The following is a 20,947-nucleotide window of genomic DNA, read 5'->3' as shown; positions in this document are numbered from 1 at the left end:
CGTTCCGATCGCGATGGAAGAAAAGCTTCGCTTCGCCATCCGCGAAGGCGGCCGTACCGTCGGCGCTGGCATCGTTGCATCCATCGTCGAGTAATCTTCGGATTATTCCTTTATAAGAGGCCCCGCTGGAAACAGCGGGGCCTTTTCGCATTCGGAGGTATTGCATGAGCCTGATCATTCTGACCGGTGCTTCGGGCTCGGGAAAGACCGCGATCGCGCAGGCGATCGCCAAGGACCATGCCTATACATCAGCCGTCCATCATTTCGACAGTATCGGCGTGCCGTCGCTTGACGCCATGATCCGCGATCACGGTTCGCCCGAGGGCTGGCAGCGGGATAAGAACCTGGAATGGCTGGCGCGGCTTGCGCCACAGGTGCGGAAGGGTAGGGTCATTCTTCTCGAGGGGCAGATGCGGCCATCCTTCATCAAGGAGGCAGCGGCCGCCGCCGATATCGATGACTATCGCCTCATATTGATCGATTGCGATGATGCAACGAGGACGCATCGTTTATCCGTCGAGCGAGGCCAGCCGGAACTTGCCGATGCGAATATGATGAACTGGGCGGCCTACCTGCGCCGCGAAGCCCAAGCATCCGGCCTTGAGATTCTCGACACCAGCCATCTTTCGCTCAAGCATAGCGTGGATAACGTGCTGAGGCACCTGCTCGATTAGCCCAGGGATATTGTCACCGTCCGGTGATATTTTTCGTCGATCCGAATTCGAGCTTCGCGCGGCGGACGATATCGGCAACGAAATCGCTCTTGCCGCCGGTATAATGGTCCCAATCGCCATTGGCCTTTTCGGCCAGACGCCGTTTCAAGGTTGCATAATTCGCCGCACGTTCGGGATGGGCGCGCAGATAGTCGCGAAAGAGAAGGCGCTCCCGATGGGCCTCGTTATCGGGCAGGCAAAGATAAAGTCGTGTGCCGTAAGGCGTCTCATCCTTGGTGAAGGTCCAGCGGCCGGCGTCGTGCGGATTACCGTGAAAGCGATATCCGCCCTCCTTCAGGCGCTCCGTCGCGTCGAGCCTGTCCTCTTCCCAGAAAAGGACCGCATCGATATCGAGCTTCGGTTTGGCGCATAGTCCGGCAATGGCAGTGCTGCCGATATGATGGAACGTGGCGGGATGGCCAAGCAGCAGGCCAATCGCCTTGCTTCTGTTTTCGAAGAGAAGGGGCCATTGCGGATCATATTCGACAAGCGTGATCGGTCGCATCCCACTCATCTCCTTTCGTCGTTTTCGCCGCGCGGCATATGCTTCACCGAGTCGTCCCCATTATTTTGACGGGAACGCGTCAGCTCACCAAGCCGTGTCTTGCGAAATGGAAGCAAGGGCCTATGTATCGCTCGATTTTATCTGGAGGAGATTTCATGAAGAAACGTATTTTGTTCACGGGCGGCAGCGGCAAGGCTGGACGTCACACAGTTCCTTGGCTGGTCAATGCCGGCTATGAGGTCCACAATATCGATCTCGTGCCACTGAACAGCCCCGGTGTCACCAACCTGCAGGCCGATGTCACCGATGCGGGACAGGTCTATAATGTCCTCAGCATGCATCGCGATTTTCCGGATCTCGATCAAGGCAAGGGTGTGCAGCCTTTCGACGCTGTGGTGCATTTCGCCGCTATTCCCCGAATCCTGATCAAGCCCGACAACGAGACATTCCGCATCAACACGATGAGCACCTACAATGTCATCGAGGCGGCCGCGAAGCTTGGCGTCAAGAAGATCATTGTCGCCTCCAGCGAGACGACCTATGGCGTCTGCTTTGCCGAAGGCCATCGCGACTTCCATCAGTTCCCGCTGGAAGAGGACTATGATGTCAATCCGATGGATTCCTACGGTCTGTCCAAGGTCGTGAATGAAAAGACGGCTCGGGCTTTCGCCGAGCGTTTCGGCATCGACATCTATGCGCTGCGCATCGGCAATGTCATCGAGCCGCATGAATATGAGCGGTTCCCCGAGTTTTTCGCCAACAGCGAAATCCGCAAGCGCATCGCCTGGAGCTATATCGACGCCCGCGATCTCGGCCAGATCGTCCATCTCTGCATCGAGAAGAGCGGCCTCGGCTTCCAGGTGTTCAACGCCGCCAACGACACTGTATCGGCCAATACGCCGTCGCGAGAGCTGGCCGCCAAGCACTTTCCGAACGTCCCGTTCACGCGCGAGATCGGCGAATATGAGGGCTTGCTGTCCAATCGCAAGATTCGCGAGGTCCTAGGCTTCAAGGAAGAGCACGACTGGCGGAAATATGTGAAGGTCTGAGGCGTAAAGCCTAAGAAATACCCGGGCGCTGCTCTCTGGTGCGCCCGGGAGAGGGACAAGCGGAAATCTCTCCATTTATTACGCAGCATAACCAAAAATGCTTCCGCAAACACTCGACAAATATCCTTGTTTCTTTAAGTAGGATCAGGTTCGCGGCATCTCCCGTAGATTGCAGCGCGTCGTGCGGCGTATTCGGGCACATGTGTTGAACCCTCATCCCGCAGCCGATAGGCTTCATGCGATGAATTGAGCCTTGCTTGCGTCACGGCGAAAGATAATTTGCCGGCTGATTCAAAACAAACCAGCCGTTTCGGAGGTATCATGAAGGATAATGTTGCGCGTATTTTCGTCGGGTTCGATTCCAAGGAGGTCGTGGCCTACCACGTCCTGACCCAGAGCATCATCGAACGCTCGTCTATTCCAGTGGTGTTCTCGCCGATCGTGCTCAACAATCTCGAGGGCATCTTCACGCGCGAGCGTAACCCGCTGCAGTCGACCGAGTTTTCCTTCTCGCGCTTCCTCGTGCCTTATCTCAGCGATTATCAGGGCTGGAGCATCTTCATGGATTGCGACATGCTCGCCCGCGCCGATATTGCCGAGCTTTGGGCGCTGCGTGACGATCGCTATGCCGCCATGTGCGTCAAGCACGACTACCAGCCGAAGATCGAGACCAAATTCCTCGGGCAGACGCAGACGAAGTATGAAAAGAAGAACTGGTCGAGCATGATCCTATTCAACAATGCCAAGTGCACGGCTTTGTCGAAGGATTTCGTCAATACGGCAACGGGCCTTCAGCTTCATCAGTTCAAGTGGCTGGAAAACGACGATCAGATCGGCGAGGTGCCGGTCGTCTGGAACTATCTCGTCAACGAATATGATTACCGCGACGATGCCAGGCTGGTGCATTTCACCGATGGCGGCCCCTATTTCGATGAATATCGCAACGACGATTACGCTGAAGAATGGTTCGCCATGCGCGACCGGATGCTGCACGTCCAACAGAAATGAAGGAATTAGACCAAAGAGCGTCAGGTGCCGTTGATGTCGGCCTTCCGGCTGCGGGTTCCGCAGCCGGCCTGAATGGCACCGACGAATGGCACAGGGTGCTGGCGGGCTTCTCGCATATCGTGCTGGTCGCCAACAGCGACGCGGTTGATATCGCAAGCCTGCAGACGCAGTTTCCTGAGACGGCGCTCTTCGTCTTCTTCAACAAGGTCTACAAGGTTCTGGATCGCCCGTTCCATGGGCACTCGCTGCTAGTCTCGCGCGGCCAGCCGCGCGGCGCCAACATCGTCTATCGCGGCGAGGTGGGCGAGGTGGTCAAATTCTTTCCGAAGGAATATTTCCTCGGCATCATGAACATACGCCTTGGACCGGAAGAGAAGCTCAATCCAGCCGCCGACTTCCAGGGCGCGCCGACCGGCCACCTCGACCTCGTGGGCTTCTGTTCGGATTTCTATACTGAAGGCAAGACGCCGACGAGCGGCTTTGCCATGGCGCTTTGGCTCAGCGATCTGAAATTGCCGGGCGGAATCGTGCTTGCCGGCTTCTCGGCCAGGCGCAGTCAGAAGTGGAGGGTGGTTTCCGCCCATGATTGGAGCTTTGAGCAGACCTTTCTTCGTCTCTTTGCCCGCCTTGGAAAGATCACCATCAATGGCGGGGTCGCGCTGAACCCCTATATCAGCCTTGCCCAGCGCTTCACGGAGGTGCCTCCGGCCGAAATTGCTTTGGCCGCAGCCGAAGTTTTGTCGGAACGGCTCGGCAATACCGATGCCGAAATAGACAAGCTGATCTCCCTGACCAATGTGATTCGCTCTGCGGATAACTTCATGCGCCGTCTCCGGCCGAAATTTCTCAAGCGCAAGCCGAAAGGTTCTCCCGGAGAGTAACGAGGGTGAGGGGCATCCTTTCCGTAGCGTTCGCGGCGGCTTTGCCTGTCCGGCAGGTCTGTCCGCACGGGCATGTCCCATGTGAAGTTGCAGGTCCGATTGGGAAAAAGCAAAAAACGCTCTTGCCAATCGTTTCGTCCCGCCTTAAAGGGAGCGCCAAGTCTTCGAACTGCTCAAGCGGTCCACCGCTTGAAGTGAATATTCGAAGGAAGAAGGGGTATAGCTCAGTTGGTAGAGCGGCGGTCTCCAAAACCGCAGGTCGTAGGTTCGAGCCCTGCTGCCCCTGCCATTTTCCTTGATTTGACTGGCGCGTCGTTTCGCAGCTTCTCTGGTTGAGGGTTATGCCGGATTGTCGGCAAATTTTAGAAAGCGCCGTATTGCCTCTTGTTAAATTGGGAATCGGTGTTTATGTAGGGTTCAACAGACACGCGGTGCGTGGGGCTGATAGTTTCAGCTTTACGCGCCGTAATTGCGTGGGCAGTCAATGGCATCCAAAACGAATCCACTAGCGTTTCTGCGGCAGGTGCGCTCCGAGACGTCGAAAATCACTTGGCCCTCGCGTCGCGAGACGATGATCTCGACGGTGATGGTGCTCGTCATGGTCGTTTTCGCCTCGCTGTTTTTCTTTGCTGCCGACCAGCTTATTGGCTGGATTCTCAGCTATGTGCTGAATACCGGCAACTGATATCGGGTGGAGATGAACATGGCGGCACGTTGGTACATCGTCCACGCTTATTCTAATTTCGAAAAGAAGGTGGCTGAATCCATTGAGGAGAAGGCCAGGCAGAAGGGTCTTGAGCATCTGTTCGAAAAGATCCTTGTGCCAACCGAAAAGGTTGTTGAAGTTCGTCGCGGCCGCAAGGTCGACAGCGAGCGCAAGTTCTTCCCGGGTTACGTGCTTGTGCGCGCCAACCTGACGGATGAAGCTTACCACCTGATCAAGAATACGCCGAAGGTCACTGGTTTCCTCGGCTCCGACAATAAGCCCGTTCCGATTCCGGATTATGAAGCCGAGCGTATTCTCGGTCAGGTCCAGGAAGGTGTCGAGCGGCCGAAGGCTTCCGTATCCTTCGAGATCGGCGAGCAGGTTCGCGTCTCCGACGGTCCGTTCGCTTCGTTCAACGGCACGGTTCAGGATGTGGATGAAGAGCGTTCGCGCCTGAAGGTGGAAGTGTCGATTTTCGGCCGTGCTACGCCGGTCGAGCTGGAATACAGCCAGGTCGAGAAGGTCTGATTGCGATTTCTACGAAAGGTTGGCCTGGCGGCTAGCCTTTCGTTCGAGTTTGGATATAAGCAAATGCTTGCTTATGTCTCGCGGCCAAGCCGCAATCCGCGTGGAAGGGTAGGGTCTTAGCCGGGCCTGGTGATCCGCACCACGCAACCGCAGCCGCCGGAGCGATCCGGCATAGTGGGCCGGGCAACCGGTCATATAGAAAGGCAGAGAGAAATGGCTAAGAAAGTTGCAGGCCAGCTCAAGCTGCAGGTCAAGGCCGGCTCGGCGAATCCGTCGCCGCCGATCGGTCCTGCGCTTGGTCAGCGTGGCATTAACATCATGGAATTCTGCAAGGCGTTCAATGCCGCCACGCAGGAAATGGAAAAGGGTATGCCGATCCCGGTCGTCATCACCTACTACCAGGACAAGTCCTTCACCTTCATCATGAAGCAGCCGCCGGTCAGCTACTTCCTGAAGAAGGAGGCCAAGATCCAGTCCGGTTCGAAGACCCCGGGTAAGGGTTCCAAGGCTGGTTCGCTCACCAAGGCTCAGATCAAGTCGATCGCCGAAGCCAAGATGAAGGATCTGAATGCGGCCGATATCGAAGGCGCAATGGCCATGATCGAGGGCTCTGCCCGCGCGATGGGCCTGGAAGTGGTGGGCTAAGATCATGGTAGCAAAGCGTATTCAGAAGATTCGTGAAGGCGTTGATCCGACCAAGCTTTATGCTCTGGATCTGGCCATCAACATGGTCAAGGAACGTGCCGTCGCCAAGTTCGACGAAACCGTCGAAATCTCGATGAACCTCGGCGTTGACCCGCGTCACGCCGACCAGATGGTTCGCGGCGTTGTTAACCTGCCGAACGGCACCGGCCGTACGGTTCGCGTTGCCGTCTTCGCTCGCGGCGCCAAGGCTGATGAAGCCAAGGCTGCTGGCGCAGACGTCGTCGGTGCTGAAGACCTGGTTGAAATCGTTCAGGGTGGCAAGATCGATTTCGATCGCTGCATCGCCACCCCGGACATGATGCCGCTCGTCGGCCGTCTCGGTAAGGTTCTCGGCCCGCGCGGCATGATGCCGAACCCGAAGGTTGGCACTGTTACGATGGACGTCAAGGGTGCCGTCGAAGCTTCCAAGGGCGGCGCTGTCGAGTTCCGCGTCGAGAAGGCTGGCATCGTCCATGCCGGTATCGGCAAGGCTTCGTTCGACGCCAAGGCTCTGGAAGAAAACATCCGCGCATTCGCTGATGCGGTCATCAAGGCGAAGCCGGCTGGTGCCAAGGGCAACTATGTCAAGCGCGTAGCGATCTCCTCGACCATGGGTCCGGGTGTCAAGATCGAGCCGTCGACGGTTACGGCGCCGAGCGCCTAATGATTATGCCGGGCGTTGTGCCCGGCGTTTAAGAATTCCCGGTCCTTCGGGGCCGGGATTTCCGGAGAAATCCGGAATTCCTGTCCGAGATTGCAGGTGGTTATCCCTTAATCACTCAAGCCTGCATGAGACGGGTAAGACCCGAATTTTGAAGAAGCTTTGCTTCGATGAACTCGGTTCGAGCCTTGGATGCCTTGTGCCTTGGAGCCGTCAGGCTCGAGCGCGAGGGGACAGGATCCTCAAGCGTCGCTTGGGATCTCATTGATCCTAGGAGGCAAAAGGCAACCCGGCAGGCCCGTTAATCCGGTCCTGTCAACTGGAGAAAAGCAGTGGAAAGAGCGGAAAAACGCGAATTCGTCACGGAACTGAACGAAGTCTTCAAGGCTTCTGGTTCGGTTGTCGTGGCCCACTATGCTGGTGCTACAGTCGCTCAGATGAACGATTTTCGTTCCAAGATGCGCGCTGCTGGCGGCACCGTCAAAGTCGCGAAGAACCGCCTGGCCAAAATTGCTCTTCAGGGCACGGATGCGGAAGGGATTTCCAATCTCTTCACCGGTCAGACGCTGATCGCATACAGCACTGACCCGATTACCGCTCCGAAGGTCGTCGTGGATTTCGCCAAGGGCAACGACAAGATCGTTGTCTTGGGCGGCGCCATGGGAACAACAACGCTCAACGCCGAAGGTGTAAAGTCGCTCGCGACCCTGCCTTCGCTGGATGAGCTGCGCGCGAAGCTGCTGGGCATGATCCAGACTCCGGCTACCCGCATCGCAGGTGTTGTTGCAGCGCCGGCAAGTCAGCTTGCTCGCGTGTTCTCGGCCTACGCCAAGAAGGACGAAGCCGCGTAAGGCGGTTTTTCGCTGTTCATAACCAACCAGTTCGAACCGAACAAAAGGAACTACAAAAATGGCTGATCTCGCAAAGATCGTAGACGACCTCTCCTCGCTGACCGTTCTCGAAGCCGCAGAACTGTCCAAGCTTCTCGAAGAAAAGTGGGGCGTTTCCGCCGCTGCTCCGGTAGCTGTTGCTGCCGTTGCCGGTGGTGCTGGCGGCGCTGCTGCAGCTGCTGAAGAAGAAAAGACCGAGTTCGACGTCATCCTCACGGATGCCGGCGCGAACAAGATCAACGTCATCAAGGAAGTCCGCGCCATCACCGGCCTGGGCCTCAAGGAAGCCAAGGACCTCGTTGAAGCCGCTCCGAAGGCTGTCAAGGAAGCTGTTTCCAAGGCTGAAGCTGCTGACATCAAGAAGAAGCTCGAAGACGCCGGCGCTAAGGTCGACGTTAAGTAAGCTTGAAACTGCTTTGGGAGGTGGCTTTTTGCTACCTCCCATTTGCCGTTTTTCTGAACGAATTACCCAAAAGCCGCTGGCAAAACGGCTTTTGGGTAATGGGTTCTTCAAGAGGATGGTCTCAAACCGAACCGCGACGCAATCCGGCTGAGCGGTTTTCGGTTAGATAGACGAGATTGAACTACTCATTGATTGATGGGGTCGCCTGGCCAGCGATTCCCGTCCGTTGCAGGCCCGGGTGCAGGATTTTAAAGGAGCGACGATGGCTCAGACCCTTTCGTTCAACGGTCGCAGGCGCGTACGCAAGTTTTTTGGTAAGATTCCCGAAGTCGCAGAGATGCCGAACCTCATTGAGGTTCAGAAGGCGTCCTACGATCAGTTTCTCATGGTCGAAGAACCCAAGGGCGGCCGCCCGGACGAAGGTCTTCAGGCCGTCTTCAAGTCGGTTTTCCCGATCACCGACTTCTCCGGCGCTTCCATGCTGGAGTTCGTTTCCTATGAATTCGAGCCGCCGAAGTTCGACGTCGACGAGTGCCGCCAGCGCGACCTGACCTATGCAGCGCCGCTGAAGGTGACCCTCCGTCTGATCGTGTTCGATATTGACGAGGATACGGGCGCGAAGTCCATCAAGGACATCAAGGAACAAAGCGTCTACATGGGCGACATGCCGCTCATGACGAACAACGGTACGTTCATCGTGAACGGCACCGAGCGCGTGATCGTGTCGCAGATGCACCGTTCGCCGGGCGTCTTCTTCGATCACGACAAGGGCAAGAGCCATTCTTCCGGCAAGCTGCTCTTTGCCGCTCGCGTCATCCCGTATCGTGGCTCGTGGCTTGACATCGAATTCGACGCCAAGGACATCGTCTACGCCCGTATCGACCGTCGCCGCAAGATTCCGGTGACGTCGCTGCTGATGGCACTCGGCATGGACGGCGAAGAAATCCTGTCGACCTTCTACACGAAGTCGCTTTATAAGCGCTCCGGCGATGGCTGGCGCATCCCCTTCAAGGCGGAAACGCTGAAGGGCGCCAAGACCGTTACAGACATGATCGACGCCGACACCGGCGAAGTCGTGGTCGAGGGCGGCAAGAAGCTCACGCCGCGCCTGCTGCGTCAGTTGCAGGACAAGGGCCTCAAGGCTCTGAAGGCGACCGACGAAGAGCTGTACGGCCTGTTCCTGGCAGAAGACATCGTCAACTTCCAGACCGGCGAGATTTATCTCGAAGCCGGCGACGAAATCGACGAGAAGACCCTGCCTGTCATCCTGAAGGCCGGCTTCGACGAGATCCCGATCCTCGGCATCGACCACATCAATGTCGGTGCCTACATCCGTAATACGCTGTCGGCTGACAAGAACGAGAACCGCCAGGACGCTCTGTTTGACATCTACCGCGTCATGCGTCCGGGCGAGCCGCCGACCATGGAATCGGCCGAAGCCATGTTCAACTCGCTGTTTTTCGATGCGGAGCGTTATGATCTCTCCGCCGTCGGCCGCGTCAAGATGAACATGCGCCTCGACCTCGATGTCGAAGACACCGTCCGCATCCTGCGCAAGGACGACATCCTGGCCGTGGTCAAGATGCTTGTCGAGCTGCGTGACGGCAAGGGCGAGATCGACGACATCGACAACCTCGGCAACCGCCGCGTCCGTTCGGTCGGCGAGCTGATGGAAAATCAGTATCGTCTGGGTCTGCTGCGCATGGAGCGTGCGATCAAGGAACGTATGTCCTCGATCGAAATCGACACGGTCATGCCACAGGACCTGATCAACGCAAAGCCGGCTGCCGCTGCCGTCCGCGAATTCTTCGGCTCCTCGCAGCTGTCGCAGTTCATGGACCAGGTGAACCCGCTTTCGGAAATCACCCACAAGCGCCGTCTTTCGGCTCTCGGCCCGGGCGGTCTGACCCGCGAGCGCGCCGGCTTCGAAGTCCGCGACGTTCATCCGACGCACTACGGTCGCATTTGCCCGATCGAAACGCCGGAAGGTCCGAACATCGGTCTTATCAACTCGCTGGCGACCTTTGCCCGCGTTAACAAGTACGGCTTCATCGAAAGCCCTTATCGCCGTATCATCGACGGTAAGGTGACCAACGACGTGCTTTACCTCTCCGCCATGGAAGAGGCGAAGTACTACGTTGCTCAGGCCAATGCCGAGCTCGACGCCGACGGCTCCTTCATCGAGGAATTCGTCGTTTGCCGTCATGCCGGCGAAGTCATGCTCGCTCCGCGCGACAACATCAACCTGATGGACGTCTCGCCGAAGCAGCTGGTTTCGGTCGCTGCCGCTCTGATCCCGTTCCTGGAAAACGACGACGCCAACCGCGCTCTCATGGGCTCGAACATGCAGCGTCAGGCCGTGCCGCTTCTGCGTGCCGAAGCCCCGTTCGTCGGTACCGGCATGGAGCCGGTCGTCGCGCGTGACTCCGGTGCTGCCATCGGCGCCCGCCGCGGCGGCGTGGTCGACCAGGTCGACGCAACGCGTATCGTTATCCGCGCCACCGAAGACCTCGATCCGTCGAAGTCCGGCGTCGATATCTACCGCCTGATGAAGTTCCAGCGTTCGAACCAGAACACCTGCGTCAACCAGCGTCCGCTGGTCACCGTCGGTGACGTGGTCAACAAGGGCGACATCCTGGCAGACGGTCCCTCGACCGACCTCGGCGATCTGGCTCTCGGCCGCAACGTGCTCGTCGCGTTCATGCCGTGGAACGGCTATAACTACGAAGACTCGATCCTGCTCTCCGAGCGTATCGTTGCCGACGACGTGTTCACCTCCATCCACATCGAAGAATTCGAAGTGATGGCGCGCGACACCAAGCTCGGTCCGGAAGAAATCACCCGCGACATTCCGAACGTTTCGGAAGAAGCGCTGAAGAACCTGGACGAAGCCGGCATCGTTTACATCGGCGCCGAAGTTCAGCCGGGCGATATCCTCGTCGGCAAGATCACGCCGAAGGGTGAAAGCCCGATGACGCCGGAAGAAAAGCTCCTGCGCGCCATCTTCGGTGAAAAGGCATCGGACGTTCGCGATACCTCCATGCGCATGCCGCCCGGCACCTACGGTACGGTCGTCGAAGTTCGCGTCTTCAACCGTCACGGCGTCGAAAAGGACGAACGTGCCATGGCGATCGAGCGCGAAGAGATCGAACGCCTTGCCAAGGACCGCGACGACGAACAGGCGATCCTCGACCGTAACGTCTACGGCCGTCTGGTCGAGATGCTGCGCGGTCAGGTTGCTCTTGCTGGTCCGAAGGGCTTCAAGAAGGGCACGGAACTGTCGAACGCCGTCGTTTCCGAGTATCCGCGTTCGCAGTGGTGGATGTTTGCCGTCGAGGACGAAAAGGTCCAGAGCGAGCTCGAAGCCCTGCGTGGCCAGTACGACGAATCCAAGTCGCGCCTCGAACAGCGCTTCATGGACAAGGTCGAAAAGGTCCAGCGCGGCGACGAAATGCCTCCGGGCGTCATGAAGATGGTCAAGGTCTTCGTCGCTGTGAAGCGCAAGATCCAGCCGGGCGACAAGATGGCAGGCCGTCACGGGAACAAGGGCGTGGTCTCGCGCATTGTTCCGGTCGAGGACATGCCGTTCCTGGAAGACGGTACGCATGTTGATATCGTGCTGAACCCGCTGGGCGTTCCCTCGCGTATGAACGTCGGTCAGATTCTCGAAACGCACCTTGGCTGGGCTTGCGCCGGCATGGGTCGTCAGATCGGCGAACTGATCGAAGCCTACAAGGCGAGCGGCAACATCGAGCCTCTGCGCAAGACGATCGATCTGGTCGTCGGCGACGGTCCGAAGAGCGACGACGTTCACGAGTATGACGATGCGTCGGTGCTGCGTCTGGCCGATCAATGGAAGCGTGGCGTGTCCATCGCGACCCCGGTCTTCGACGGCGCTGGCGAAGCTGACGTCAACCACATGCTGGCAATGGCGGGTCTCAAGCAGACCGGTCAGTCGACGCTGTACGACGGTCGTACCGGCGAGCAGTTCGACCGCCAGGTCACGGTTGGCTACATCTACATGCTGAAGCTGAACCACCTTGTCGACGACAAGATCCATGCCCGTTCGATCGGTCCGTACTCGCTCGTTACCCAGCAGCCGCTGGGCGGTAAGGCGCAGTTCGGCGGCCAGCGCTTCGGCGAAATGGAAGTCTGGGCGCTCGAAGCTTATGGTGCAGCCTACACGCTGCAGGAAATGCTCACGGTCAAGTCGGACGACGTGGCCGGCCGCACCAAGGTCTACGAAGCCATCGTTCGTGGCGACGACACCTTCGAGGCGGGCATTCCGGAAAGCTTCAACGTTCTCGTCAAGGAAATGCGCTCGCTGGGCCTCAGCGTCGAACTGGAAAACTCCAAGGTCGACGATCTGCAGACGGCAAGCCAGCTTCCGGACGCAGCCGAGTAATAGCCTGCGGGTGCGCGCTGCCAGTCAGCGCGCACCGCTTGGAATATTGCAGCGCCGTTGGCGTCCCTTCGGATGCATGGCGCCGCAAGGCGGTTTTAAAGCGTCAGTCCGGTTCCCGGGATTTGCCGGCACTGTTCGCAATTCGAGGGCGTTTCGCCCCTAAAGGAGATAGGCATGAACCAAGAGGTCATGAATCTTTTCAATCCGCAGGTGCCTGCGCAGAATTTCGATTCCATCCGGATTTCGATTGCGTCGCCGGAGAAGATTCTTTCCTGGTCTTATGGCGAGATCAAGAAGCCGGAAACGATCAACTATCGTACGTTCAAGCCGGAACGCGATGGTCTTTTCTGCGCACGAATCTTTGGACCGATCAAGGACTACGAATGCTTGTGCGGCAAGTACAAGCGCATGAAGTACAAGGGCATCATCTGCGAAAAATGCGGCGTCGAAGTCACGCTGTCGCGCGTTCGCCGTGAGCGCATGGGCCATATCGAGCTCGCCGCTCCCGTTGCCCACATCTGGTTCCTGAAGTCACTGCCTTCGCGCATTTCGACGCTGCTCGACATGACGCTGAAGGATGTGGAGCGCGTGCTCTACTTCGAAAACTACATCGTCACCGAGCCGGGCCTGACTGCTCTTAAGGAGCACCAGCTTCTCTCGGAAGAAGAGTATATGCTCGCCGTCGACGAGTATGGCGAAGACCAGTTCACCGCCATGATCGGCGCTGAAGCGATCTACGAGATGCTGGCCAGCATGAATCTCGAAAAGATCGCCGGCGACCTGCGTTCCGAGCTTGCCGACACCACGTCGGATCTCAAGCAGAAGAAATTGATGAAGCGCCTGAAGATCGTCGAGAACTTCATGGAGTCAGGCAACCGTCCGGAATGGATGATCATGAAGGTCGTCCCGGTCATCCCGCCGGACCTGCGCCCGCTGGTTCCGCTGGATGGCGGCCGTTTCGCGACATCGGATCTGAACGATCTGTATCGCCGCGTCATCAACCGTAACAACCGTCTGAAGCGCCTCATCGAACTGCGTGCTCCGGGCATCATCATCCGCAACGAAAAGCGCATGCTGCAGGAATCTGTCGATGCGCTGTTCGACAACGGCCGTCGTGGCCGCGTCATCACCGGCGCCAACAAGCGTCCGTTGAAGTCGCTGTCCGACATGCTCAAGGGCAAGCAGGGCCGCTTCCGCCAGAACCTGCTTGGCAAGCGCGTCGACTATTCCGGCCGTTCGGTTATCGTGACCGGTCCGGAACTCAAGCTGCACCAGTGCGGTCTGCCGAAGAAGATGGCGCTCGAGCTGTTCAAGCCGTTCATCTATGCCCGCCTCGACGCGAAGGGTTATTCCTCGACCGTCAAGCAGGCCAAGAAGCTGGTCGAAAAGGAAAAGCCGGAAGTCTGGGATATCCTGGACGAGGTTATCCGCGAGCATCCGGTTCTCCTGAACCGCGCACCGACGCTGCACCGCTTGGGCATCCAGGCCTTCGAACCCACGCTGGTCGAAGGCAAGGCCATCCAGCTGCACCCGCTCGTCTGCACGGCCTTCAATGCCGACTTCGACGGTGACCAGATGGCCGTTCACGTGCCGCTCTCGCTGGAAGCCCAGCTGGAAGCCCGCGTGCTGATGATGTCGACCAACAACATTCTGCACCCGGCAAACGGCGCGCCGATCATCGTTCCCTCGCAGGACATGGTTCTCGGCCTGTACTATCTGTCGATCCTGAACCAGAACGAACCGGGCGAAGGCATGGCCTTCTCGGATCTCGGTGAGCTGCATCACGCGCTTGAAAATAAGGTCGTGACGCTGCACTCGAAGATCCGTGGCCGCTTCAAGTCGATCGGCGAAGATGGCAAGCCCTATTCGAAGATCTATGAAACGACCCCCGGCCGTCTGCTGATCGGTGAACTCCTGCCGAAGCATGGCAAGGTGACCTTCGACATCTGCAACCAGGAAATGACCAAGAAGAACATCTCCAAGATGATCGACACGGTCTATCGCCATTGCGGCCAGAAGGACACGGTCATTTTCTGCGACCGCATCATGCAGCTCGGCTTCTCGCATGCCTGCCGCGCCGGCATTTCGTTCGGCAAGGACGACATGGTCATTCCGGATACCAAGGTTAAGATCGTCGGCGATACCGAAGCGCTCGTGAAGGAATACGAGCAGCAGTACAACGACGGTCTCATCACTCAGGGCGAAAAGTACAACAAGGTTGTCGACGCCTGGGGCAAGGCCACGGAGAAAGTCGCCGAAGAAATGATGGCCCGCATTAAGGCCGTTGAATTCGACGAGAAGACCGGTCGCCAGAAGCCGATGAACTCGATCTACATGATGAGCCACTCTGGTGCCCGTGGTTCGCCGAACCAGATGCGCCAGCTGGGCGGCATGCGCGGCCTCATGGCCAAGCCGTCGGGCGAAATCATCGAGACGCCGATCATCTCGAACTTCAAGGAAGGCCTAACCGTTAACGAGTACTTCAACTCGACGCACGGTGCCCGTAAGGGTCTGGCCGACACCGCCTTGAAGACCGCGAACTCCGGTTACCTGACCCGCCGTCTCGTCGACGTCGCGCAGGATTGCATCGTCACGCACGTCGATTGCGGTACCGAAAACGGCCTCACCATGACCGCCATCGTCGATGCTGGTCAGGTCGTCGCCTCGCTCGGCGCCCGCATCCTCGGCCGTACGGCCCTGGACGATATCGATCATCCGGTCACGGGTGAGCGCATCGTCGATGCCGGCAAGATGATCTTGGAACCGGATGTCATCGAGATCGAGAAGGCTGGTATCCAGTCGATCCGCATCCGTTCGGCCCTGACCTGCGAAATCCAGACGGGCGTATGCTCGGTCTGCTACGGTCGTGACCTTGCTCGCGGTACGCCTGTCAACATCGGTGAAGCTGTCGGCGTCATCGCCGCTCAGTCGATCGGTGAGCCGGGCACCCAGCTGACCATGCGTACCTTCCACTTGGGCGGCACGGCGACCGTGGTCGACCAGTCGTTCCTGGAAGCTTCGTATGAAGGCACGGTTCAGATCAAGAACCGCAACATGTTGCGCAACTCCGATGGCAACCTGGTTGCCATGGGCCGCAACATGACGGTCCAGATCCTGGACGAACGTGGTGTCGAACGCTCCTCGCAGCGCGTCGCTTACGGCTCGAAGCTGTATGTCGACGACGGCGACAAGGTGAAGCGCGGTCAGCGTCTGGCGGAGTGGGACCCCTATACCCGTCCGATGATGACGGAAGTGGCCGGTACGGTTCACTTCGAAGATGTCGTCGACGGTCTCTCGGTTCTTGAAGCGACGGACGAATCCACCGGTATCACCAAGCGTCAGGTTATCGACTGGCGCTCGACGCCGCGCGGCTCCGATCTGAAGCCGGCGATCGTCATCAAGGACGCCAGCGGCAATATTGCCAAGCTGTCGCGTGGTGGCGAAGCTCGCTTCCTTCTCTCGGTCGACGCGATCCTGTCGGTCGAGCCGGGTACGAAGGTGTCGCAGGGTGACGTTCTCGCCCGTTCGCCGCTGGAAAGCGCCAAGACCAAGGACATCACCGGTGGTCTGCCGCGCGTTGCCGAACTGTTCGAAGCTCGTCGTCCGAAGGACCACGCCATCATCGCAGAGATCGATGGTACGATCCGCCTCGGCCGCGACTACAAGAACAAGCGTCGCGTCATCATCGAGCCGGCGGAAGACGGTGTCGAGCCGGTCGAATACCTGATCCCGAAGGGCAAGCCCTTCCACCTTCAGGAAGGCGACTATATCGAAAAGGGTGATTACATACTCGACGGTAACCCGGCTCCGCACGACATCCTGGCGATCAAGGGCGTGGAAGCTCTGGCTTCCTACCTGGTCAACGAAATCCAGGAAGTCTACCGCTTGCAGGGCGTTGTCATCAACGACAAGCACATCGAAGTGATTGTCCGTCAGATGCTGCAGAAGGTGGAAATCACCGATGCGGGCGACAGCCAGTACATCGTCGGCGACAACGTCGACCGTATCGAGCTGGACGACAACAACGATCGCCTGATCGAAGAAGGCAAGAAGCCTGCTTATGGCGATCCGGTTCTGCTTGGGATCACCAAGGCATCGCTGCAGACGCCGTCCTTCATCTCGGCCGCATCCTTCCAGGAAACGACGAAGGTGCTCACCGAAGCTGCAATCGCCGGCAAGACCGACGGTCTGCAGGGCCTGAAGGAAAACGTCATCGTCGGCCGCCTCATCCCGGCCGGTACCGGCGGTACCATGACGCAGATCCGCCGTATCGCTACGGCCCGCGACGAGCTCATCCTCGAAGAGCGCCGCAAGGGCACGGATGCCGGTGTCGCAACGCCGATGCTGCAGGATCTCGCCAGCGAGAACAGCCCGGCTGAATAAGCCGGTAGCGAATGTGAAAAATCAAAACCGCCCGGAGCGATCCGGGCGGTTTCTTTTTATGCGATGATAAAATCGATGGGGCGAGGGGAGGCCGCCACCGCTGGCGGTCGTCCAATCAGCGGAAGCGGATGATCGCGACTTCACCTTCGAGCGCGCCTTGGTAGGCGGAGGCATGGGGCTCTTCGTCCGGTATATCCGTCAGGAGCCCGATCTGGTCGAGATCGGCCTCGATGAAGCCTTCCTCGGCCAACGCGTTCAGCGCCTCGCGCACGGCGGTATCGTCGTCAGGCGCTTTCAGCATGACATGCAAGTCGATGCCTTCGCCGCCATCGGTCTCGTAGCCCTTGCCGATGATGATGAAGACCATGGGACCGTCTGAATTGTTGTCGTTGTCTGGCGCAGTAATCATGGATCTTCCTTCGGGAGTATCGAATCGACCCGGCGATTCCTTTTTGCCGCGCGGGTCCGTCGGATGGAAATATTCTTCCGTGATTCCTTATAGGGATTTTGTCGAAATACCAAAGTCCATCTTGCGGAAGGGGCGGCATTTCCGTATCCAATGCGCCAAATGGCTGGTTTGTCCGGGGTTTCCGGGCTTTATGACAAAGATAATTTCTTAACCGGCCTTGACGAACCGGCGGGAAACCAGTAGTACCGCCGCCATCGGAACCCATGTGAGGCATGGCTATTCGGGGCGACGCGCCCTGGAGTTCACCTCAAACAAGGTTCTAAACGCACGTTGAAGACACGAATGCTGCACGCACGACGCCACTTTTGGTGTCCTCTGCTTTTCTGTGGTCCATCTGCGAAAGCGGATCGGGCCACGTTTTGCGCATTGAGACGAACGTGTGTCGGTGCCGGTGACGGCGAAAGTCATGCCCGTAAGGGTGTCGAGATAGATTTACAAGGGATGGTTGAATGCCTACCGTAAACCAGCTGATCCGCAAGCCTCGCCAGGCGCAGGTAAAGCGTAACAAGGTTCCCGCTCTTCAGGAGAACCCGCAGAAGCGCGGCGTTTGCACCCGCGTCTACACCACGACGCCGAAGAAGCCGAACTCGGCTCTGCGTAAGGTCGCAAAGATCCGCCTGACCAACGGCTTCGAAGTCATTGGTTACATCCCCGGTGAAGGTCACAACCTTCAGGAACACTCCGTCGTCATGATCCGTGGCGGCCGCGTTAAGGACCTTCCGGGTGTTCGCTACCACATCATCCGCGGCGTTCTCGACACCCAGGGTGTCAAGAACCGCAAGCAGCGCCGTTCGAAGTACGGTGCAAAGCGTCCGAAGTAATTCGGATTTTTAGATAATCCGGCGCTGCGCGAGGTTCTCCGCGTGGTGAAGCGTCGCAAAAGTTGAGAGACGAGAAGTTATATGTCCAGACGTCACAGAGCAGAAAAGCGCGAGATCAACCCGGACCCGAAGTTCGGCGATCTGGTCGTTACCAAGTTCATGAATGCCATCATGCTCGACGGCAAGAAGTCCGTAGCTGAAAACATCGTATATGGCGCGTTTGACGCCGTGCAGGGCAAGGCAAAGCAGGAGCCGCTCGGCGTGTTCCATCAGGCTTTGGATAACATCGCTCCGCACGTTGAAGTCCGCTCGCGCCGCGTTGGTGGTGCTACGTACCAGGTTCCGGTCGACGTGCGTCCTGAGCGCCGTCAGGCTCTGGCCATTCGCTGGCTGATCACTGCTGCTCGTAAGCGTAACGAGACGACCATGGTCGATCGTCTCTGCGGCGAACTTCTCGATGCCTCCAACAACCGCGGCGCTGCCGTCAAGAAGCGCGAAGACACGCACAAGATGGCTGATGCCAACCGTGCGTTCTCGCATTATCGCTGGTAATCCCGAACGGTTTCGGAAAGGCAGTCCACTATGGCTCGCGAATATAAAATCGAAGACTACCGCAATTTCGGTATCATGGCGCATATCGACGCCGGCAAGACCACGACCACCGAGCGTATTCTTTACTACACCGGCAAGTCGCACAAGATCGGCGAAGTGCACGACGGCGCAGCCACCATGGACTGGATGGAGCAGGAGCAGGAGCGTGGCATCACGATCACCTCCGCTGCCACGACCACCTTCTGGAAGGGCCGCGACGGCAAGACCCGCCGCTTCAACATCATCGACACCCCCGGCCACGTCGACTTCACCATCGAAGTCGAGCGTTCGCTGCGCGTTCTCGACGGTGCCATCGCTTTGCTCGACGCCAATGCCGGCGTTGAGCCCCAGACGGAAACCGTATGGCGTCAGGCTGAGAAGTATCATGTTCCGCGCATGATCTTCTGCAACAAGATGGACAAGACCGGCGCTGACTTCTATCGCTCGGTCGAGATGATCAAGACCCGCCTTGGCGCGACGGCTGTTGTCATGCAGCTGCCGATCGGTGCTGAAACCGAATTCAAGGGCGTCGTCGACCTGATCGAGATGAATGCTCTCATCTGGCGCGATGAATCGCTCGGCGCTCAGTGGGACGTCGTCGAAATCCCGGAAGACATGAAGGCCAAGGCTGCTGAATACCGCGAAAAGCTGATCGAGACCGTTGTCGAGATCGACGAAGCCGCGACAGAAGCCTACCTCGAAGGCAATCTGCCTGACAACGATCAGATCCGCGCGCTCGTCCGTCGCGGCACGATCGACGTCAAGTTCCATCCGATGTTCTGTGGCACCGCCTTCAAGAACAAGGGTGTTCAGCCGTTGCTCGACGCTGTTGTCGATTACCTGCCGTCGCCGCTCGACATTCCGGCGATCAAGGGCATCGACTTCAAGACGGAAGCCGAAATCGAACGTCACGCCGACGACAGCGAGCCGTTGTCCATGCTGGCATTCAAGATCATGAACGACCCCTTCGTCGGTTCGCTCACCTTCGCCCGCATCTACTCCGGCAAGCTCGAAAAGGGCGCATCGGTCATCAACACGGTCAAGGACAAGCGCGAGCGCGTCGGCCGTATGCTGCAGATGCACTCGAACTCGCGTGAAGACATCGAAGAAGCCTTTGCTGGCGACATCGTTGCTCTGGCCGGCCTCAAGGAAACCACGACTGGCGATACGCTCTGCGATCCGCTGAAGCCGGTTATCCTTGAGCGCATGGAATTCCCCGAGCCGGTCATCCAGATCGCGATCGAACCGAAGACCAAGGGCGACCAGGAAAAGATGGGCCTCGCGCTCAACCGTCTGGCTGCTGAAGATCCGTCCTTCCGCGTGAAGACGGACCAGGAATCGGGTCAGACGATCATCGCCGGCATGGGTGAACTTCACCTCGACATCATCGTCGACCGCATGCGTCGTGAATTCAAGGTTGAAGCGACCGTCGGTGCGCCGCAGGTTGCTTACCGCGAAACCATCACACGCCAGACGGAAAAGGACTACACACACAAGAAGCAGTCGGGTGGTACCGGTCAGTTCGCTCGCGTCAAGATCGTGTTCGAACCGAACCCGGACGGCGACGATTTCAAGTTCGAGTCCAAGATCGTCGGCGGTTCTGTTCCGAAGGAATACATCCCGGGCGTTCAGAAGGGTATCGAAAGCGTCCTGTCTTCTGGTCCGCTGGCTGGCTTCCCGATGCTCGGCGTCAAGGCGACGCTCATCGACGGCGCCTTCCACGATGTTGACTCGTCGGTTCTGGCCTTCGAAATCGCTTCCCGCGCTTGCTTCCGTGAAGCAGCCCGCGAAGCTGGTGCCCAGCTCCTCGAGCCGATGATGAAGGTCGAAGTCGTGACGCCGGAAGATTACGTCGGCGACGTCATCGGCGACCTGAACTCGCGTCGTGGCCAGATCCAGGGCCAGGAAAGCCGCGGTATCGCTGTTGTCATCAACGCGAACGTCCCGCTGGCGAACATGTTCAAGTACGTTGATAACCTGCGCTCGATGTCTCAGGGCCGTGCACAGTACACGATGACCTTCGATCATTACGCGCCGGTTCCGTCGAACGTCGCACAGGAAATCCAGGCAAAGTATTCCGGTCAGAAGTGACCGGAATACCAATTGACCGATAACAAGAATTGATCCCTCAGGGGACAGGAAAACGGAGAGCCGAAAATGGCAAAGAGTAAGTTTGAGCGCAATAAGCCGCACGTTAACATCGGTACGATCGGTCACGTTGACCACGGCAAGACGTCCTTGACGGCAGCG

The 20,947-nt window shown here is 58.3% G+C and carries 18 protein-coding genes, 1 tRNA gene and 1 pseudogene; 18 read left to right on the top strand and 2 right to left on the bottom strand.

What is annotated here, in order from left to right; all coding sequences use genetic code 11:
* Both FHT85_RS30225 and FHT85_RS30220 read left to right on the top strand, forming a co-directional pair.
* Nucleotides 1-94, top strand: a pseudogene (locus FHT85_RS30225) (elongation factor Tu); the annotation flags it as partial.
* Nucleotides 95-164: 70 nt separating this feature from the next.
* A complete protein-coding gene (locus tag FHT85_RS30220; protein WP_112413193.1) occupies nt 165-674 on the top strand; it encodes an AAA family ATPase in 510 nt (169 codons plus the stop codon).
* Nucleotides 675-687: 13 nt separating this feature from the next.
* Here the strand turns inward: FHT85_RS30220 and FHT85_RS30215 are convergent, their stop codons facing one another.
* A complete protein-coding gene (locus tag FHT85_RS30215; protein ID WP_112413192.1) occupies nt 688-1,218 on the bottom strand; it encodes a GrpB family protein in 531 nt (176 codons plus the stop codon).
* Nucleotides 1,219-1,373: 155 nt separating this feature from the next.
* Here FHT85_RS30215 and FHT85_RS30210 point away from each other — a divergent pair, with 155 nt between their 5' ends.
* The 12 genes from FHT85_RS30210 to rpoC all read left to right on the top strand — a co-directional run bounded on the left by FHT85_RS30210 (nt 1,374) and on the right by rpoC (nt 16,816).
* Entirely contained in the window at nt 1,374-2,267 is an 894-nt protein-coding gene (locus FHT85_RS30210; protein ID WP_112413191.1) for an NAD-dependent epimerase/dehydratase family protein, read from the top strand.
* Between the two features lie 321 nt (nt 2,268-2,588).
* Nucleotides 2,589-3,275: a glycosyltransferase gene (locus tag FHT85_RS30205; RefSeq protein ID WP_112413190.1), complete on the top strand. Its 687-nt coding sequence runs from the start codon at nt 2,589-2,591 to the stop codon at nt 3,273-3,275.
* Nucleotides 3,272-4,156, top strand: a complete 885-nt coding sequence (locus FHT85_RS30200; RefSeq protein ID WP_112337472.1) for a 3-deoxy-manno-octulosonate cytidylyltransferase — start codon at nt 3,272-3,274, stop codon at nt 4,154-4,156. The genes FHT85_RS30205 and FHT85_RS30200 overlap by 4 nt, the downstream gene beginning before the upstream one ends.
* A gap of 213 nt (nt 4,157-4,369) precedes the next feature.
* Nucleotides 4,370-4,445: transfer RNA gene (locus FHT85_RS30195), tRNA-Trp, on the top strand.
* Nucleotides 4,446-4,640: 195 nt separating this feature from the next.
* Nucleotides 4,641-4,841, top strand: a complete 201-nt coding sequence (secE, locus tag FHT85_RS30190) for a preprotein translocase subunit SecE (protein ID WP_069614841.1) — start codon at nt 4,641-4,643, stop codon at nt 4,839-4,841.
* 18 nt (nt 4,842-4,859) lie between these two features.
* Nucleotides 4,860-5,390 carry a transcription termination/antitermination protein NusG gene (gene nusG / locus FHT85_RS30185; RefSeq protein ID WP_004123460.1) on the top strand — a complete coding sequence of 177 codons (531 nt, stop codon included), beginning with the start codon at nt 4,860-4,862 and terminating at the stop codon, nt 5,388-5,390.
* Nucleotides 5,391-5,603: 213 nt separating this feature from the next.
* On the top strand, nt 5,604-6,035 hold the full coding sequence (gene rplK, locus FHT85_RS30180; protein WP_112337471.1) for a 50S ribosomal protein L11: 432 nt from the start codon (nt 5,604-5,606) through the stop codon (nt 6,033-6,035).
* Nucleotides 6,036-6,039: 4 nt separating this feature from the next.
* Entirely contained in the window at nt 6,040-6,738 is a 699-nt protein-coding gene (rplA, locus tag FHT85_RS30175; protein ID WP_069614843.1) for a 50S ribosomal protein L1, read from the top strand.
* Nucleotides 6,739-7,067: 329 nt separating this feature from the next.
* Complete coding sequence (gene rplJ / locus FHT85_RS30170) at nt 7,068-7,586, top strand: 50S ribosomal protein L10 (protein WP_004123444.1); 519 nt, start codon at nt 7,068-7,070, stop codon at nt 7,584-7,586.
* A 58-nt stretch (nt 7,587-7,644) separates the two neighbouring features.
* Complete coding sequence (gene rplL, locus FHT85_RS30165) at nt 7,645-8,028, top strand: 50S ribosomal protein L7/L12 (RefSeq protein WP_112337470.1); 384 nt, start codon at nt 7,645-7,647, stop codon at nt 8,026-8,028.
* Nucleotides 8,029-8,290: 262 nt separating this feature from the next.
* Entirely contained in the window at nt 8,291-12,433 is a 4,143-nt protein-coding gene (gene rpoB, locus FHT85_RS30160) for a DNA-directed RNA polymerase subunit beta (protein ID WP_112413189.1), read from the top strand.
* Between the two features lie 174 nt (nt 12,434-12,607).
* Entirely contained in the window at nt 12,608-16,816 is a 4,209-nt protein-coding gene (rpoC, locus tag FHT85_RS30155; RefSeq protein ID WP_015339595.1) for a DNA-directed RNA polymerase subunit beta', read from the top strand.
* Between the two features lie 115 nt (nt 16,817-16,931).
* Here rpoC and FHT85_RS30150 read toward each other — a convergent pair whose 3' ends face one another.
* On the bottom strand, nt 16,932-17,225 hold the full coding sequence (locus FHT85_RS30150) for a hypothetical protein (protein ID WP_004123433.1): 294 nt from the start codon (nt 17,223-17,225) through the stop codon (nt 16,932-16,934).
* Between the two features lie 509 nt (nt 17,226-17,734).
* Between FHT85_RS30150 and rpsL the strand changes: the two genes are divergently transcribed.
* From rpsL to FHT85_RS30130, 4 genes are all read left to right on the top strand, one after another.
* Nucleotides 17,735-18,106, top strand: a complete 372-nt coding sequence (gene rpsL / locus FHT85_RS30145; RefSeq protein ID WP_003507760.1) for a 30S ribosomal protein S12 — start codon at nt 17,735-17,737, stop codon at nt 18,104-18,106.
* Nucleotides 18,107-18,187: 81 nt separating this feature from the next.
* Nucleotides 18,188-18,658 carry a 30S ribosomal protein S7 gene (gene rpsG, locus FHT85_RS30140; RefSeq protein ID WP_015339596.1) on the top strand — a complete coding sequence of 157 codons (471 nt, stop codon included), beginning with the start codon at nt 18,188-18,190 and terminating at the stop codon, nt 18,656-18,658.
* Nucleotides 18,659-18,688: 30 nt separating this feature from the next.
* Nucleotides 18,689-20,788, top strand: a complete 2,100-nt coding sequence (gene fusA, locus FHT85_RS30135; protein WP_112337467.1) for an elongation factor G — start codon at nt 18,689-18,691, stop codon at nt 20,786-20,788.
* 66 nt (nt 20,789-20,854) lie between these two features.
* A partial coding sequence (locus FHT85_RS30130) for a GTP-binding protein (RefSeq protein ID WP_018010120.1) occupies nt 20,855-20,947 on the top strand: 93 nt, incomplete at its 3' end.

Origin of the sequence: Rhizobium sp. BK312 (genome assembly GCF_014193605.1) — a bacterium.
Classification (GTDB): domain Bacteria; phylum Pseudomonadota; class Alphaproteobacteria; order Rhizobiales; family Rhizobiaceae; genus Rhizobium.
This window is presented reverse-complemented; position numbering and strand designations above follow the sequence as displayed.